The 16421-nt window shown below is 72.6% G+C and carries 14 protein-coding genes; 7 read left to right on the forward strand and 7 right to left on the reverse strand.

Annotated features, from left to right (window positions below; translation table 11 throughout):
- Nucleotides 1-53: 53 nt before the first annotated feature.
- Nucleotides 54-1832: a thiol reductant ABC exporter subunit CydC gene (gene cydC / locus CLT74_RS18150; RefSeq protein ID WP_486582394.1), complete on the forward strand. Its 1779-nt coding sequence runs from the start codon at nt 54-56 to the stop codon at nt 1830-1832.
- Between the two features lie 66 nt (nt 1833-1898).
- The gene (locus CLT74_RS18155) at nt 1899-2570 is read left to right on the forward strand and encodes a permease prefix domain 1-containing protein (RefSeq protein ID WP_099847602.1); all 672 of its coding nucleotides are present in this window, start codon (nt 1899-1901) and stop codon (nt 2568-2570) included.
- Nucleotides 2571-2573: 3 nt separating this feature from the next.
- Here the strand turns inward: CLT74_RS18155 and CLT74_RS18160 are convergent, their stop codons facing one another.
- On the reverse strand, nt 2574-2915 hold the full coding sequence (locus tag CLT74_RS18160) for a helix-turn-helix transcriptional regulator (protein WP_099847603.1): 342 nt from the start codon (nt 2913-2915) through the stop codon (nt 2574-2576).
- Nucleotides 2916-2994: 79 nt separating this feature from the next.
- Between CLT74_RS18160 and CLT74_RS18165 the strand changes: the two genes are divergently transcribed.
- From CLT74_RS18165 to CLT74_RS18175, 3 genes are all read left to right on the forward strand, one after another.
- Nucleotides 2995-4008: a DNA primase gene (locus CLT74_RS18165; RefSeq protein WP_099847604.1), complete on the forward strand. Its 1014-nt coding sequence runs from the start codon at nt 2995-2997 to the stop codon at nt 4006-4008.
- A gap of 40 nt (nt 4009-4048) precedes the next feature.
- Nucleotides 4049-6397 (forward strand): transposase, encoded by a 2349-nt coding sequence (locus tag CLT74_RS18170; protein WP_099847605.1) that lies wholly within the window; start codon nt 4049-4051, stop codon nt 6395-6397.
- Nucleotides 6398-6568: 171 nt separating this feature from the next.
- Nucleotides 6569-7789 (forward strand): ABC transporter substrate-binding protein, encoded by a 1221-nt coding sequence (locus tag CLT74_RS18175; protein WP_099847606.1) that lies wholly within the window; start codon nt 6569-6571, stop codon nt 7787-7789.
- A gap of 95 nt (nt 7790-7884) precedes the next feature.
- On the opposite strand, the gene CLT74_RS18180 is transcribed toward CLT74_RS18175, so the two are convergent.
- The 4 genes from CLT74_RS18180 to CLT74_RS18195 all read right to left on the reverse strand — a co-directional run bounded on the left by CLT74_RS18180 (nt 7885) and on the right by CLT74_RS18195 (nt 12838).
- Nucleotides 7885-8478 (reverse strand): GTP-binding protein, encoded by a 594-nt coding sequence (locus tag CLT74_RS18180; protein ID WP_091260490.1) that lies wholly within the window; start codon nt 8476-8478, stop codon nt 7885-7887.
- A gap of 1 nt (nt 8479) precedes the next feature.
- Nucleotides 8480-8857 carry a DUF742 domain-containing protein gene (locus CLT74_RS18185; protein WP_091634396.1) on the reverse strand — a complete coding sequence of 126 codons (378 nt, stop codon included), beginning with the start codon at nt 8855-8857 and terminating at the stop codon, nt 8480-8482.
- A gap of 100 nt (nt 8858-8957) precedes the next feature.
- Complete coding sequence (locus CLT74_RS18190) at nt 8958-9362, reverse strand: roadblock/LC7 domain-containing protein (protein WP_013731521.1); 405 nt, start codon at nt 9360-9362, stop codon at nt 8958-8960.
- Nucleotides 9359-12838, reverse strand: a complete 3480-nt coding sequence (locus CLT74_RS18195) for a nitrate- and nitrite sensing domain-containing protein (RefSeq protein ID WP_099847607.1) — start codon at nt 12836-12838, stop codon at nt 9359-9361. Before CLT74_RS18195 ends, CLT74_RS18190 begins: the two co-directional genes overlap by 4 nt.
- Before the next feature lie 433 nt (nt 12839-13271).
- On the opposite strand from CLT74_RS18195, the gene CLT74_RS31410 reads away from it, so the two are divergent.
- Nucleotides 13272-13643, forward strand: coding sequence for a hypothetical protein (locus CLT74_RS31410; RefSeq protein WP_486582395.1), 372 nt, complete (start codon nt 13272-13274; stop codon nt 13641-13643).
- Between the two features lie 18 nt (nt 13644-13661).
- Here CLT74_RS31410 and CLT74_RS18205 read toward each other — a convergent pair whose 3' ends face one another.
- Nucleotides 13662-14741: an adenosine deaminase gene (locus tag CLT74_RS18205; protein WP_099847609.1), complete on the reverse strand. Its 1080-nt coding sequence runs from the start codon at nt 14739-14741 to the stop codon at nt 13662-13664.
- A gap of 58 nt (nt 14742-14799) precedes the next feature.
- Between CLT74_RS18205 and CLT74_RS18210 the strand changes: the two genes are divergently transcribed.
- A complete protein-coding gene (locus tag CLT74_RS18210) occupies nt 14800-15660 on the forward strand; it encodes a putative RNA methyltransferase (RefSeq protein ID WP_099847610.1) in 861 nt (286 codons plus the stop codon).
- On the opposite strand, the gene CLT74_RS18215 is transcribed toward CLT74_RS18210, so the two are convergent.
- Entirely contained in the window at nt 15657-16337 is a 681-nt protein-coding gene (locus tag CLT74_RS18215; protein ID WP_099847611.1) for a DUF4272 domain-containing protein, read from the reverse strand. The genes CLT74_RS18210 and CLT74_RS18215 overlap by 4 nt on opposite strands.
- Nucleotides 16338-16421: the final 84 nt, after the last annotated feature.

The raw sequence follows: 16421 nt of genomic DNA on the forward strand, positions 1-16421 counted from the left end.
CGCACCAGCGCGCTGGTGTCTCGTCGCCGCGCCGAGCGATGCGAGGTGGCGCGATGAGCGGCGGACACCCGCCCGAGCTGGTCGTGCTGCGGCTGGCCCGGCCGTACCTGAAGCGCCTGATCGGCGCCGGGCTGCTCGCCGCGACCACCGAGTTCGCCGGGCTCGCCCTGATGGCGACCGCGACCTGGCTGCTGATGACCGCCGCCGGTCAGCCACCACTGGATCGGCTCACCGTGGCGATCGTCGCGGTACGGGCGCTGGCGGTGAGTCGGGGCGTGCTGCGCTACACCGAACGCCTGGCCGGGCACGACGCCGTGCTGCGCCTGGTCACCGACGTCCGGGCCCGGGTCTTCGACACCCTGGCGACCCGCCGTGGTGACCCGCCCCGCAGCGGAGACGCGCTGAGTCGACTGGTCTCCGACGTGGAGGCGGTACAGGACCTGTTGCTACGGGTGGTCGTGCCGGCGGCCGCGGCCGGGCTGGTGAGCGTACTGGCCGTCGGGCTGACCGCGCTTGTCTCGCTGCCGGCCGCGCTCGTTCTCGCCGCCGGGCTGCTGGTGGCCGCCGTGGCCCTGCCGGCGTTGGCGACCGCGTTGACCCGACGGGCCGGTGCGGAGGTGGCGCCGCTGCGTGGTGCGCTCGCCACCGACGCGATCGATCTCACCCACGGCGCTGCCGACCTGGCCGCCTTCGGCGCCACCTCGGACGCGCTGACGGCAGCCGATCGCCGGGCCCGCCGGCTGGCCCGGTTGGAACGGCGACTCGCCGCGCTCGGCTTCGCCGTCGACGCGGCCGGTGTGCTGGTGGCCGGTCTCACCGCCGGTGCGGTGGTGATCGTGGCCCTCGACGCCGGTGTGGACGGGGTACTTGTCGGCGTCCTGGCCGTCGGCACCCTGGCCGCCGTGGAGATCGCCCTCGCGCTCGTCGGTGCCGCCCGCCAGTGGACCGGTCTGCGGTCCGGACTGACGCGGGTGGCCCAGCTGCTCACCACCGACCTCGCCAGAACCGAGACCGCGGGGACGAGCGTGGCCGGGCCGGTCGACCCGGGTGACGCCGCCGGTGGGCGGCGGGCCGCGACGGTCCGGTTCGAGGGGGTGACGGTCCGGTACCGGGTCGGTGCTCCCGCCGCGCTCGACGGGTTCGACCTTGAGCTGCCACCCGGACGGCGGGTCGCGGTCGTCGGCCCGAGTGGCGCGGGCAAGAGCACCCTGGCCGCCCTCCTGACCGGTGCGGTGTCCCCCGCCAGCGGCCGGGTAACCCTGGCCGGGCGGGACGTGTCGGCGTACCCGCCCCGGGAACTGCCCGATCTGGTCGGCGGGCTGCTCGCCGAGGCGTACGTCTTTCACGCCACCGTCCGGGAGAACATGCTGCTCGGCCGTCCAGGTGCGGACGAGGACGCGCTGGCCGCCGCCGCCACTGCCGCCGGGCTGGCGGACTGGGTCCGGGCGCAGCCGGACGGCTGGGACACGGTGGTCGGTGAGGAGGGCGCACAGCTCTCCGGTGGCCAACGGCAGCGGCTCGCGCTGGCCCGCGCCCTGCTCGCCGCGCCCGGGGTACTGGTGCTCGACGAGCCCACCGAGGGCCTCGACCCGGTCGCCGCCGACCAGGTGCTGGCCACCGCGTTGGCCGCGACCCCGGCCGGGCATTCGGTGCTGCTGATCACCCACCGGCTCAGCGGGCTCGCCGACGTCGACGAGATCGTGGTGCTGGACGCCGGCCGGGTCGTGCAGCGGGGCCGACACGCCGCGCTCGTGGCGGCGCCCGGCTGGTACCGGGAACAGTGGGTGTTGCAGCAGGCCGCCGAGCACGGCTACCTCGCGGTGTCGGGCTGATCCGTCGGGGGCGCCTCCGGGATGTCCCCGAGGCCGGAACGCCTACCCGCATGGCAGGGTGGGGCCATGCCGGTCAGGGACGACGTGTGTGTCGAGGAGCATCTGCGGCAGCTCGGCAGTCGGCTCCGTGGGCCGCGCCGGCTGCGAGCCGACCTGATGACCGAGGCCCGGCACGGGCTGCTCGACGCCGTCGAGGCGTACCGGGACAGCGGCCTGCCGCCGCGTGAGGCGGCCCGCCAGGCAGTTGCCGACTTCGGTACGCCGGATCAGCTTGCCCCGGCGTACCAGGCCGAACTCGCGGTGGCCGCGTTGCGCGGGCTGTCCCTGCGCGTGGTCGCCATCGCCGCGACCGGCTCGATCGCCGGTGACCTCACCTGGCACGGGTCGAGCTGGAGCGGCGGCCCGCGACCGCCTGCCGGATACCTGCTGTTGTCGCAGGCGGTGGAGTGGATCTGGGCAGGGGCGTTCCTGCTCGGGCTGGCCGGGCTGGTGCTGGTCACGGCCACCGCCCGATCGGCGCGGCCCGCCCTGACCGTGCTGGCCCACAGCTCCGGTGTCGCGTTGACCGGGGCCGCCCTGCTGGGTGCGGTGGCCGGCGTCGGGCTGTTCGCCTGGTCCATCCTGCTGTGGGACGCCGCCCTGACCTGGCCACCGATGATCATCGGAATGGTCGTCGGCGCCGCCGCCCACACCTGGCTGGGCAGCGCCGCCCGCACCTGGCTGCTGGCCACCCGTTGACGTTCAGCCCGTCGCAGTGGGTGCGGTGCCCGGGTCCAGGAATCGGCCGACCGTCGTGCTGAACTCGCGCCATCCGGACCGCTGGTCGGCCAGGGCCCGCCGGCCGGTGTCGGTCAACTCGTAGGTCCGCCGTTCCCGCCCGTTGACTGTGCTCCACGCGCTGACCACGTGTCCGGCGCGCTCCAGCCGCCGCAGCGCCGGGTAGACGGTGCCGGTGGGCAGGTCGAGGTGGCCGTCGCTGCGCGCCCGCAGGGCCTCGATGATGGCGTAGCCGTGCAGCGACCCCCGTTCCAGCACCGCCAGCAGCAGGGCGTCGAGGTGTCCGTGCAGCGCCTGCGCATTCATAGGTAGACACGCTACTTGTTATCCGGGTGGTGGGCCACCGGGGTGCGGCCAGCGGTTACCGAGCGCAGCCAACTAGGGTATGTGCCCAGAGTCACTCGCCGGCATCAGCGCCGGGGGTGGTAGCCCGACGCACACGGAGGTCACCGTGGCCCGCCAGTCGCCCCAACGGCCGGACGCCGAGCCCGAGCTCGACGACACGACCGGCATCAGCGAGCCGGACGTCGCCGAGCCGGCCGACGCCGAGCCCGACGTCGCCACGGCGCAGACCGCGAACCGCGCGCTCTGGGAGGAGCTGCGGATCGATCCGGTGGAGATCGCGCTGCCCGCCGGCACCGGTTTCACTCTGCGGGCGTACCGGCCGGCCAGTGAACTGACCCCGACCGACGTGGCCGAGCGCGACGCCGACGATCCCTTCCTCGCCCGCCGGCAGGTCGACACGGCTGCGGACGACGACGAGGAGGAAGAGGGTGACGTCGTGATCCTCGACGAGGACGTCGCCCGGGAGTTCGCCGAGAGCGAGGACGAGGAGAAGCGGGCACAGGGCGACGACGACACCGAGGACGGGAAGGACGAGGCCGACGAGGTCGCCGCCGACCAGGCGGGCGACGAGGAGGTGCCGATCTTCCTGACCCACCGGGGCCGGCTGCTGCTGTTCAAGACGCCCGAGTCCCTTGTCAGTTTCGTCCGCTCCGGCGCACCCAACGATCTGTCCCAGCTGGACAGTTGGGATGAACTGTCCGAACGGGTGGAACCGGCCGACATCGCGCCGCTGGACGATGACGTCTACGAACTCGATCTCGTCGTGGAGAACCTCCGCGGCGGGCACGACTCCTGGGCCCCGACGCTGCTCATCGAGGCCGGCGAGGTGGCCCGCGACCTGGCGTACGCCCTGCGGTTGCCGGCGGTGCTGGACATGCTCTCCGCCGGCTCCAGTCTCGACGACCTGGACGAAGCGCTGCGGGCGTCGGTCGGCGGCGGCATCGGCGGCTTCATGGGACGGCGTAGGCTGAAGAAAATTGGGGCACAAACCGCAAGTCTGGGTTGGCGGACCATTGTCGGGAAGATCTCTGCGGTCGTGGACTGGCGCGACTGACCCACACCAGGGAGCATCAGTCTCTGGCAGAGAAAGCTCTGTGTCCCGGGAGGAGGACGACGCCGTGGCGCTCGTGCGCGTGTACTGCGGTCTGACCTCGGCGGACCCGGCCGACCGACCGGTCTCGACCGGATCGGCGCTGACGTCCGCTGTGGTCGACGACGCAGGCCGTCTGCTGCATGTCTGCGAGATCGGCGACGACCCGACGGGCTACGCCCGGCTGGTCACGCTGCTCGTGGAACGCTCAGGCGGGCCGAGCGGTGCGGCGATAGCCGCCGACAGCGACGACCACACGATCACTTCTCTGCTCAGTGCCGCCGGTCGCCCCCTGGCGATCGCCGACGACGACTCGGTCGACGACTTCGCCGAGCGGTTCGCTGACGACGACTCGCTTGACGAGATGCAGTCACCGCCCGCCGTTCGGCGCGCCATCGGTCTCGCCCGGGCGTTGCAGGCCGGGGCACTGTCGGCGGTGACCCTGCCGGCCCCCCGTGACCTCGCCGGGTACAAGCAGGTCCTCGCCGCGCACGCCGCGCTGGCCAGCGGCCGGCACTCCGCCGCTGTCGCGTTGCGCGAGGTGCTCCGCGAGCTCTACCCGGCCGCGTTGCGCGCCTACCCCGACCCGGCCGAGTCGATCCCGCTGGCCGTGCTGGACGCGCTGCCCGAGGCGGGGATGTTGACCGACGCGGCCGGCCGTGGCCGCGATGCCGCGGTCACGGCGGACGCGGTCGCCGCCCAGCTCGCCACCGAAGGAGCGGGTGACGCGGAGGCGATCGACGAGGCGGTCACCGCACTGCGCGTCGCCATCTCCGAGACCCCCCGACGGGCCACTGTCAACCGAGCCCTCACCTCCGCCGCCGCCGAGACCATCCGGCAGGCGGTCGCCTCGGTGCGGGCCTGTGACGCCGGCTGCGAGGCGCTTGTCGGTGCCCTGCGTGCCCGCACCGCCGGGCCGGTGCAGGCGTCCGGTCGACGGGCCGCCGCGCGACGTGGCGAGCAGGTCGGCGAACTGTCGGCAAGCGCCCCGGGCACCACGGCCGGTCTTCGCTCGGTACGTCCCAACGGCCCCGAGCCGGCCGGTGGCCGCCGTAGCCGGCCGGAGCCGGTGCCGGGCGCTGCCCCACCGCCATCTCCGCGCCCGCTCGGGCCACCACCTGTGGCGCCCGCGCCTGTCGCTCCGCCGCCGGTCGCGCCAGCCCCGATGACGCCAGCCGCCGTGGCCGGCCCGCCCGCTTCGCCATCGCGCGCCGAGTCGCTTCCCGCCCGCGGCGACGGCCCGACCAACCGACCGATCTCCGCGCCGCCTCCGCCGCCGCCCGGGATCACCCCGATCGCGCCGACGCAGCGCGGTTCGATCCCGCCCGCCGAGGCGGGCGAGCCGTTCCGACCGACGCTCACCACCGCGGCGATCAACCACGCGCGGGCCGAGCGCCAGCGCACGGTGATCCCGCCCCGGCCGAAGACCAACGGCCAACCACCGGCACCTGCCGGCGGCTTCAGCGCCACCGACCTCAGCGTCCCGGTGCCGACGCCCCGTCCGGAGCAGGACAAGACCGCTCCCCCTGGTTCCCGCTCGAACTGGCCGCTCGTCAACAACCCGGAGAACCCGGCGGACACCTCGCCCCGCAATCCCGTCGTCGGCTCGTACGACGACCGGGGTCGGCGCAGTGCTTCCGAGGCTCCGACCGAGCACAGTGCCGACCGCCGGGTCACCCCGCCGTGGCTCGCCGACGACCTGCCGCCGGAGCCTCCCGTGCTGCGGCTGGTCGAGCCGCCACCGCTTGCCGACCGGGCGCTGCGCGACGGTACCGAGCCGTCACCTGAGACGCCGCCGCTACGGCTCGTCGATCGGGGCGGCCCGGAACGCGGCAACCGGGCACCCGAGCGGTTGGACCTGCCACCGGCCCGTCGCGCGGCCGAGCCGCCGATCGAGCACCGGACACCGCCGGTCTCCGACGAGGGCGACGGCGACCTGCTGATTTTCGCGCAGGCCCGCTCGGCCTGGTTCGTGGGACACGGCGAAGAGGCCGACCTGGATTGGTCGACCACCGCCGACAGCGGCTGGCAGGCCGCCGAACAGGCGGCCCGCCCCGCGGTGGGCGCCGAGACGAACGCCGGGCTGCCCAAGCGCGTGCCGCAGGCCAACCTGGTGCCCGGCTCGCCGTTGCGCGAGGAGCGGCCACTGCGGATAGTCCGGGACGCGGCCAGCCTGGCCGAGAACACCACCGGCTACTTCCGCGGCTGGCGCCGGGGGCAGGAGATCGGTGGCTTCGCGGTCGGCGGGCGCCCCGGGCGGGAAGCCGCCGGCGGCTGGGACTTCACCCGGGACACCGGCGAACGCGACGACGATCGGGAGTACGAATACCGCTCCGCCGGCTACCGCTCCTGACCTGAGGACGACGTCGGCAGGGGCGGTGCCCACCACGCCCACCGGCGCTCCCGCACAGGCCTTCACCTGCGTGTTTATGCCCACACCCGGATAATTTGACGCCGGGTCGACGGGGCCGGGAGCATACCCGCGGAACAGCCGGCGGCAGGTCGCCGGGCGGGAAGGCGACTCATGGCGACACCGGTAACCGGCCCATCCGTGATCACCCGACGCGGCGTACTGGCCGCGGCTGCGGGCACGCTTCTCTTGGGCGGCTGCGGGCGCGACGGCGAGCGGGAGAACGCCGTCGCCCGGCCCACCCCCGGTCACGAGCTGGTCGTCGGCGCCACGCTGGAGCTGACCGGCCCCGGTGCGGCGCTGGGCGTGCTTCAGCAGCGGGCGCTGGACATCAGCGTCGCAGCCCTCAACGAGAAGGGCGTGGCGGTCGGCAACCAACGCCGCTCGGTACGCGTCGAGGTCCTGGACAACCGCAGCGATCCCCGGCTGGCCGCCCGACAGGCGACCGAGCTGGGCCGCCGCGACGACGTGCACGCCCTGCTCGGCGCCACCCTGGCGGAGACCTCGATGTCGGTCATCGGGGTGGCACAGAAGCTTCGGCTGCCGTTCGTGTCACTGGCGTTCGGGGACTCCATCGCGGTGCCGCTGGCGCAGCGGGCCTTCATCTACAAGGTCACCCCGGACGCCGGGGACGTGGCCCGCCGGCTCGCCCAACTGATGAGCGCCGAAGGGCTGCGCCGGGTGGTGCTGCTGGCCGAGGACGGGCTGCACGGCGACTCGGGCGTACGGGCCATGCGGGGCGCGCTGCGCACCGCCGAGGTAGGTCTGGCACGCACCGTACGGCTACCCACCGGGAAGGACGGCGTGGCCCGCGCCGCAGAACAGGCCGTCGCGGCCGGCGCGGACGGTGTGGTGGTGTGGGCCACCGCGCCGAACTCCGGTGCCGCCGCTCGGGCGCTGCGCGCCGCCGGGCACGACGGCGAGTTGTTCTTCGACGCCGGGGCGGTGGCCGACGACACCCTGGACGCCCCGAACCTGCCCGCCGTCGAGGGTTCCTACGCGGTCCACCCGTCCTCGCTGGGCGGCTCCACGATCGCCAACAACAGCAGCGCCGCCGGGCGCGCCTACCGCGATCTCGTCTCGGCGTACATCCGCGCGCACGGCGCCTACCGTGGGTTCGCCCCGTACGCCTCGGACGCCCTGCTGCTGATCAGCACGGCGGCCCGGATGGCCGACAGTGTGGACCGTGGCCGGCTGCGGGCGTACCTGCAGAACCAGGTCACCGACGGGATGGCCGGGATGTACTCGTTCACGCCGATCCGGCACAGCGGCATGGACCGCCACTCTCTCGGGGTCTACCGCGTCGACGGCGGTGCCTGGAACCGGCTCAGCTGACGTCGGTGGGCACCATGGGGTGCCCACCGAGTGGATCCGGTCACCAACCAGCGCCCGGTGTCGGCGGGGCCGTCACCGGGCGCTGGTGCCGATCGTCAGGCGGGCGCGACGGCCCGGGAGCGACGCATCGTGAGCACGTACTCGACAAGCGAGATCAGTACGTGCTTCGTCGACTCCCGGTTCCGGGCGTCGCAGGCCACCACCGGCACGTCGCTGGAGATGGCGAGCGCATCCCGGACGTCCTGCGGGTCGTGGTACTGCATCCCGTCGAAGCAGTTGATGGCCACCAGGTACGGCAGCCGCCGGTGCTCGAAGAAATCGATCGCCGCGAAGCAGTCAGCCAGCCGGCGGGTGTCCACCAGCACGACCGCGCCGATCGCTCCCCGTACCAGCTCATCCCACATGAACCAGAAACGGGTCTGACCCGGCGTACCGAACAGGTACAGGATCAGGTCACGATCGATCGAGATGCGGCCGAAGTCCATGGCCACCGTGGTCGTCGTCTTGCCCGGCACCTGCCGGGTGTCGTCGACGCCGACTCCGGCGGAGGTCATGATGGCCTCGGTGGTCAGCGGCGTGATCTCCGAGACCGAGCCGACCAGCGTCGTTTTGCCGACGCCGAATCCACCGGCGATAACGATCTTCGCCGACGTCACGCGCCCGCTCGGGGCCGGCGGCCGGTGCGACATGTCAGAGCCTGCGAAGTCCACTCAGCACCCTCTCCAGCAGTTCAGTGCCCACCGCGTCGTCCGAGTCGTCCAGGATGGTCGGCTCGTGGACCGCGACCAGGCCGTCCGTCGCCATGTCGGCGATGAGCACCCGGGCCACGCCGAGCGGAAGCTGCATCCGCGCCGCGATCTCCGCGAGCGATTGCACGCGTCCGTCACACAGCGCGGCGATGTACTGGTGCTCACGGCCTTGGCCACCATTGCCAGTGGCAGCGGCCCGACCGCGCACCGTCGTCTCGACAAGCGCCTCCAGGGCGATGTCGAGGCGGGGACGGGTACGACCGCGGGTCACGGCGTATGGACGGACCAGCGCGCCGGTCGGCTCGTCACGATCAGCCATGTTGCCGCTCACCTCCTTCGTACCCGGCACCGGTTGGACCGGTGCTACCCGTCGTATGCAATGTTTTCGCCCCGCCTGCCCCCACCGGCCGGCGCGACGATCAGCCCATCATCCCCACAGCCGTGCGCGGCTGCGGGGTCAGGGCGTCGCCCACCCGGTCAACGAGCAGGGCCATTTCGTAACCGACCTGTCCCACGTCGCAACTACGCGCGGCGAGAACCGCGAACGACGAGCCGTCGGAAATCGACATCAGGAACAGGAAGCCATTGTCCATCTCGACCACGGTCTGCAGCACGGCGCCTCCCTCGAAGCAGCGGGCCGCGCCCTGGGTCAGGCTGACCAGGCCGGAGGCGATCGCCGCCAACTGGTCCGCCCGGTCCCGCGGAAGGTCTCGTGACGACGCCAGGAGCAGGCCGTCCGCGGAGACGGCGACCGCGTGCGCGACACCGGGTACCCGATCGGCGAAGTTGGCCAGCAGCCAACCGAGATCCTGCGTACTAGTCATCCTTCTTGCTCCTTCTGCCCGCTCCCGGCCACCGGGCCAGAGCCAGACTGCGAGGATTGCTGCCCGCCCGGAGTTCCCTCCGGGCCGGTCGGGTTGCTGTCCGAGGGGTGACTGCGTCCCCGCTGGACACCCCGGTGGTACGCGGAGAGCAGACCGCGTACCGATTCCGGGTTACGGCGCTGCACCGAGGTGGTCGGCTTCTCCACGGCGCCCGGCACGAGCTGTGCCATCGGCGTACGCTTCGGCAGCCCGGTCTCGGTGGTACCGGCTGGCGGCGCCTGGCTGGCGGCGCTGGCTGCCCGCCAACCGTCGTCGGCCGCGGTCCGCCAGATGTTCTCCTGCGGTGTCGGGCGGTGCGAGGGCGCGCTGTCGGCAGCGCCGGGGCGGGGCCCGCCGCTCGCTGCCGCGCCGTTCCCGCCGGACGCGCCCGCCCCCGTCGGAGTCTGTGCCATCGGTGCGTTACCTGTCGTCCCGGTCGGGGTCTGCTGCTGGGCCGGCCGTTTGCCGACGTCGACAGTGGAGAGCTGCTGGGTCGTCGCACCGGCCGTGGCCGGCTGACGCGCAGCGGCCGACTCCTCCGGGCCCGGGCGACGGGTACGGAACCACGCCGACTCCAGCTCGCGGAAGATCGGCAGCTCCATCGTCTCGTCCGCGTACCGCTGCCGGCTCTGGGCCTGCGGCGGCGTCGGGGCGGTCGGCTGGTTCTGCGCCGGCCGGGGGGCCGGAGTCTGACGCTGCACCCGAGGCAGTTCGGTGGTCATGTCCAGAGCGGCGGCCAGCCGCTCGGGCACCGCCGGGGCGGCCGGCTCGCCAGCCACCGGCGGCCAGGCCGGAGGCGCCGAGGCCGCACCCGCGCTCGGCGCCGACACGGGCCGCTGCGGCAGTTGCCCACCGGGCGGCGTCGAGACGGGCGAGCCCGAGACAGGGGAGGCCGACACCGGGTGACCGGAGACCGGGGCCGCCGAGACCGGCGGAGCGGAGTACGGCGTACCGGACACTGGCGGCGACGACACCGGCGGCACCGGCGGAGCGGACACCGCAGGCGGAGCGTACGGCCCGGCTTCGGGGCTGCTCGGCAGCTGACGCGGGATCGCCGGCGGCTGGCCGCCGGGCTCGTCGGTGGACCGGCGCTGCGGCAGCGGGTCGATCGGGTGACCGTTGGAGGTGAGTGGCGCGAAGCCGTTGCCGTTGCCGTTGCCACCTGTGGTGCCGCTGGCACCGGTCAGGTCCGACCAGGCGGGCAGGTTGCCGCCGCTGCCCACGGTCGTCGGCGTACCGGAACCGTTACGGCTGGCCGGGTCGAAGGGCCGGCCACCCAGGGTCACCTGGTTGCCCGAACCAGCCGGAGTGCGCGCGGCGGGCGGAGCCGGCGGGTGCGCGCCGTTACCGAGCGCGGCCAGCGCGCCGAACGCCGGGCTCGGCCCGGACGATGGGCTGGCTGCCGGCGGCAGCGCGGGGTGCAGCTGCCCACGGCCGGACAGTGCCCGGGGCACCAGCACGGTGGGCGGCAGCGTGACCTCGGCGACCGTGCCCCGATCGCTACCCGGGCGCAGCTCCACCTTGACGCCGTGCCGGGAGGCCAGGCGGGCGACCACGACCAGGCCCATCATCCGGGAGACGGCGACGTCCACCTGGGGCGGCGTGGCCAGCCGCTCGTTCAGGTCGGCCAACTGCTCGCCGCTGATGCCGATACCCCGGTCCTCCACGTACAGCGAGGCACGGTCACCGACCCGGCGAGCCTCGACCAGCACCTGCGAGTCCGGCGGCGAGAAGGCCGTCGCGTTGTCGAACAGCTCGGCGACGAGGTGGACGAGGTCGTTGACCGCGTGCGCGGCTACCTCGATGTCCCGGTCGATCACCCCGAACTCGATCCGGGTGTAGTGCTCGACCTCGGACTGGGCGGCCCGCAGCACGTCGATGAGTGCGGCCGGCTCGCGCTGCACACGGGTCGAGTCGGCACCGGCGAGGACCAGCAGGTTCTCGTCGTTACGACGCATCCGGGTGGCGAGGTGGTCCAGCTGGAACAGTTCCGCCAGCCGGTCCGGGTCCTCTTCGCCGCGCTCCAGCCGGTCGAGGTGGCCGATCAGCCGGTCGACCAGGATCTGGGACCGGCGGGCCAGGTTGACGAACATCGTCGCGACCGACGACCGCAGCGCGGCCTGCTCGGCGGCGGTACGGACGGCTTCCAGGTGGACCGCGTTGAACGCCTCGGTCACCTGGCCGAACTCGTCCTTGCTGCGGACCGGCAGTGGTTCGGCGATCTGGTTGGCCAGCTGCACCGGCGAGAGCTGCCCGGTGACCTGCGGGTCGCGCAGCCTGGCCACCGCCTGGGGCAGCCCGTACTGGGCGATGGAGAGGGCACCCTGACGCAGCTCACGCAGTGAGCGGGCCATCGAGCGGGCCACCAGGAACGCCAGGAAGATGGCCAGCAGCAGCATCGTGAGCAGCAGGCCGGTCTCCAGGAACACCGTGCGCTGCACCTCGGAGCGGAGGTCGCCGGCCTGATCCACCACGTCGGAGTCGAACTTCGACTCGACCGCGCGGATCAGTTTGCCGTTGGCGACGAGCGCTTCGTCCCACTGCTGAGGGGTGAACGAGATGCCGGCGAGGTTCTGGGAGTTGTCGGCGTTGACCTGGCTGATGTAGATCGTCGCCTGCCGGCGGTCACCACCGCCGATGGTCTGGGCGTGGAACTCCGCCTCCGCCTCGGTGGCCACCGCGTCGAAGCTCTGCTGCGCCTGCTGCTGACCGGTCTCGCTGGAGATGTAGTCGGTCCGCAGGGTCGAGCTCATGCCGCCCAGGATCAGCGTCCGGTGCACGACCACCCGGCGGACGGAGAGCCATTCCTTCTCCCGGGCCACCGCTGCGGCGGCTCGCATCCGGTCGCTCAGGTCGTTGTCACCGGCCAGCTGGCTGGCCGAGTCCCGGACGGTGAGCAGCTGGTTGATCAGCTCGTCGTAGGACTGGAGCGCGTCGGTGATCCGGAACTTTCCGTTCAGCACCTGGCTGCGGGCGCCGGGCAGGTCACCGAGCCCCTGATCGATCTGGCCGAGCAGCCCGTTCAGGCTGACGGGCAGATCGCTGAGGTCGGACCGCTGCTGCGAGTAGGGGGCCTTGTCCTGGTCGACCCGCGCCGAGACCTCGTTGTAGCGGCTGGCCGCCGCCTCCTTCTGCGCCGCGGTGCTGCGCTGCGGATCCAGGCCCAGCAGCAGCACGGCTGCGGTCCGCTCATCCTGAAGGCCGTCCACCAGCTCACCGGAGTGGCCGATGAGCTCGGCGAGGTCGCCGGCCCGGTTCGCGTCGTTGAGCGCGTCCAGGTGGTCGACCAGACCGCTGGTACCCACGACGACCGTGGCGATGGTCGGCACGATCATGATGAGACCGAGCTTGGACCAGATCGGCATGTCGCGGAGCCGACCTGCCGGCCGGCGTAGACGCGACAGGAGAGAACCTGCCGTCTTCGGCCGTTTGCTCACGTCACCGCCCTCGTGATTGCAGCGTCCGCGTTGCCCCCGGACAACGCCCAGCAGCCGACCCGGCGGGTCGGACCATCCGAGATTCCATCACGCCGCCACGGAAAGAGAAAGCCCAGGTTGGCCCCAGCCGGAGGTGTGATGAGATGTTGATGCAATTTGATCGCGGACCGTCTGTTCGGAGTTACTGGAAGTAATGATTCATCCGCACCGAGTCGTCCTCCTGGCCGGCCCTTCCGGCTCCGGAAAGTCGTATATAGCCCAGCAAACCGGGCTGCCAGTGCTCTGTTTGGACGATTTCTACAAGGACGGCGATGACCCAACGTTACCGACACGGAACGGTCAGATCGATTGGGAGTCGCCCGATTCGTGGGACGCCGAGGCGGCGGTGGAGGTTATTGACCAATTGGTCCGGCACGGCCGGGCGGATGTGCCGGTGTATGCCATCAACGGGGACCGGCGGGTGGCCACTCGGTGCTTCGAGCTGGCCAGTTCGCCACTTTTCGTGGCCGAAGGGATCTTCGCTGCCGAGATAGTCGAGGAGTGCCGGCGTCGCGGTCTCCTCGCCGGGGCGTACGCCCTGCGTCGGCCGCGTAGCGCGACATTCCTCCGCCGGCTGGCCCGGGACCTCGCCGAGCAGCGCAAGGGCCCACGGATGCTGCTGCTGCGCGGGGTCGCCCTGCTGCGCGCCGAGCCGGCGGTGCTGCGTCGGCAGACCGGGCTCGGCGCGGAGGCCGCCCGTGGCCGGGACGTACTGCGCCGGGTGTCCCGGTTGCTCGCCGCCGGCCACCCGCCGCAGACCGGCTGACCACCGGCCGCGGGTCGGTCAGCCCAGCAGCTTCGCGTACGCCGGCTTGATCACGTCGTCGATGATCCGCAGTCGCTCGTCGAACGGGATGAAGGCGGACTTCATCGCATTGATCGTGAACCACTGCATCTCGCGCCAGCCGTAGCCGAACGCGTCGACGAGCAGCGCCATCTCCCGGGACATCGAGGTGCCGCTCATCAACCGGTTGTCGGTGTTGACCGTCACCCGGAAGCGCAGGTCCCGCAGCAACCCGATCGGATGCTCCGCGATGGACGGGGCGGCGCCGGTCTGTACGTTCGACGACGGGCACAGCTCCAGCGGGATCCGCTTGTCCCGCACGTACGCGGCCAGCCGGCCGAGCTGCGGCGGCGAGCCCGGGGTGATGTCGTCGACGATGCGTACGCCGTGGCCGAGGCGGTCGGCTCCGCACCACTGGATCGCCTGCCAGATGGAGGGCAATCCGAACGCCTCACCTGCGTGGATGGTGAAGTGGAAGTTCTCCCGCTGCAGGTATTCGAAGGCGTCCAGGTGGCGGGTGGGCGGGAAACCCGCCTCCGCGCCGGCGATGTCGAAGCCCACCACACCGTGATCACGGTGTCGTACGGCCAGTTCGGCGATCTCCTGCGAACGGGCCGCGTGCCGCATCGCGGTGAGCAGCGTGCCGACCCGGATCGGCGTGCCGGCCTCGGCCGCGAGCGTGCTGCCCTCGACGAAGCCGGCCAGCACCGCCTCGACCACCTCGTCGAGGGTGAGGTCCTTCTCCAGGTGCTGCTCCGGGGCGAACCGCACCTCGGCGTAGACCACCCCGTCGGCGGCCAGGTCGAGGGCACACTCCCGGGCCACCCGGCGCAACGCGGAGGCGGTCTGCATGACGGCGACGGTGTGCGCGAAGGTCTCCAGGTAACGCTCCAGCGAACCCGAGTCGGCCGCCGCCACGAACCAGCGCCCCAGCTCCGCCGGGTCGGTGGTGGGCAGCTCGTGACCGACCTCCGCGGCCAGGTCGACGATCGTCGCGGGGCGCAGGCCGCCGTCCAGGTGATCATGCAGCAGCGCCTTCGGTGCCCTGACGATGTCCTCGTACCGCAGACTCGTGGTCATGGGTCGACCCTAGTCCCCGCCGCTGCGCCGACACCTGAGCGGTAGGGACAATGGCCAGGTGAACGCAGCAGGACCGGACCCACAGGTGGTCGAACGACTGCGGTGCCCGGTCTGCGGCGAAGGGCTCCGCCTCGCCCCGGCCGGCACCAGCCAGGCGCTGCGCTGCCCGCGTCGGCACAGCTTCGACATCGCCCGGCAGGGTTACGTCAACCTGCTCACCGGTCGCGCCCCGCACAGCGGCGACACCGCCGAGATGGTCGCCGCCCGGGCGGACTTCCTGGCTGCCGGTCACTACGACGTCATCTCCGCCGCCCTCGCCGACGCCGCCCAGGCGGCCGACGACGCGTACCCCCTGGTGGTGGACGCGGGCGCGGGCACCGGCCGGCACCTCGCGGCGGTGCTGACGGCCGTGCCCACGGCCGTGGGTCTCGCGCTGGACATCGCCAAACCCGCGCTACGTCGGGCCGCCCGGGCGCACCCACGGGTCACCGCCGCGCTGGCCGACACCTGGCAGCGACTACCGCTGGCGGACGCCTCGGCGGCGCTTGTGCTCAACGTCTTCGCACCCCGTAACGGTGCCGAGTTCCGCCGGGTGCTCGCCCCCGACGGCCGGCTGCTGGTGGTGACCCCGGCCACCGACCATCTCACCGAACTTGTCGCCGCACTCGGCCTGCTCCGGGTCGATCCGGCCAAGGCGGACCGGGTGGCGGCCAGCCTGGCCGGGCACTTCACCGAGGAGTCGACGACAGTGCACCGGCAGGAGCTGGCGCTGTCCGGCAGGGAGGTGGCCACCCTGGTCGGCATGGGTCCGAGCGCCTGGCACACCGACCCGGCGGGGTTGGCCGCCCGGATCGACGCCCTCGGCGAGCCGGTCCGGGTGACCGTGGCGGTCCGGCTCGGGGCATACCGTCCCGCCTAGGTGGAGAGGTCGACCTCTTCCCAGCCGGGGGGCTCGTCGTGGTACGGCCCGCGCAGGATGACCGCCCACTCCAGCGCCCACCGCCGCTGACCTATCGCGTTGGCGTCCACCAGGCCCGGCAGGGTCCGGCCGGCGCGGCTCACCTCCAGGTACGACCAGTCCAGGCAGTAGTGCAGGTCGAGCAGGGCCGCCGCGTCCGCCGGGTGCTGCGGCGCGGCCAGGATCCGGGACCGCCACTGCCGGAAGGTCTCCCCCTCGGCGATGTGCGGCAGCCGCTCCACCAGCCGGTCGTCGGTCGGCATGGTGGGGTCCAGCTGCTTGGTCAGGCCGAGCACCCAGGCCAGCGAGAACAGCGCGTCATGGTGCAGCACGAAGGAGCGGTGGTCACCCTTGGCCCCGGTGACGAACTTGAACTCCGGCGGCGTGACCATCTCCACCAGATGCGAGGCGAGCAGCCAACTCATCGCGGCCTGGGGCGGCATGCCGAAACACCGGGCCAGGATCAGGTGCAGCACCGCGATCCGCGCCTCGATCTCCGCCGTCGGCCGCAACTCGATGTCATCGCCCGGCTCCCAGACCAGCGGGAACTGGGGCGGCGGCAGCGGCAGCCGCAACCGGGACAGTTCGTCCAGGCTCGCCTCACGCACCTCGCGGGGGTCAGGGGCAGGCACGATCACGGCAAAATCCCTGTCTGGTCACATTGGCTCGACGCCGACGGTCCCCCCTGGCCTGCGAGAATAGCGGCCCTCACGCTCCGACAC

This window comes from Verrucosispora sp. CNZ293, from assembly GCF_002754655.1.

Excerpts from the sequence above, each read along its gene's own strand:
- cydC (WP_486582394.1), top strand. The coding sequence starts at position 54 with ATGAGCGGCGGACACCCGCCCGAGCTGGTCGTGCTGCGGCTGGCCCGG.
- CLT74_RS18155 (WP_099847602.1), top strand. The coding sequence starts at position 1,899 with ATGCCGGTCAGGGACGACGTGTGTGTCGAGGAGCATCTGCGGCAGCTC.
- CLT74_RS18160 (WP_099847603.1), bottom strand. The coding sequence starts at position 2,915 with ATGAATGCGCAGGCGCTGCACGGACACCTCGACGCCCTGCTGCTGGCG.
- CLT74_RS18165 (WP_099847604.1), top strand. The coding sequence starts at position 2,995 with ATGTGCCCAGAGTCACTCGCCGGCATCAGCGCCGGGGGTGGTAGCCCG.
- CLT74_RS18175 (WP_099847606.1), top strand. The coding sequence starts at position 6,569 with ATGGCGACACCGGTAACCGGCCCATCCGTGATCACCCGACGCGGCGTA.
- CLT74_RS18180 (WP_091260490.1), bottom strand. The coding sequence starts at position 8,478 with ATGTCGCACCGGCCGCCGGCCCCGAGCGGGCGCGTGACGTCGGCGAAG.
- CLT74_RS18185 (WP_091634396.1), bottom strand. The coding sequence starts at position 8,857 with ATGGCTGATCGTGACGAGCCGACCGGCGCGCTGGTCCGTCCATACGCC.
- CLT74_RS18190 (WP_013731521.1), bottom strand. The coding sequence starts at position 9,362 with ATGACTAGTACGCAGGATCTCGGTTGGCTGCTGGCCAACTTCGCCGAT.
- CLT74_RS18205 (WP_099847609.1), bottom strand. The coding sequence starts at position 14,741 with ATGACCACGAGTCTGCGGTACGAGGACATCGTCAGGGCACCGAAGGCG.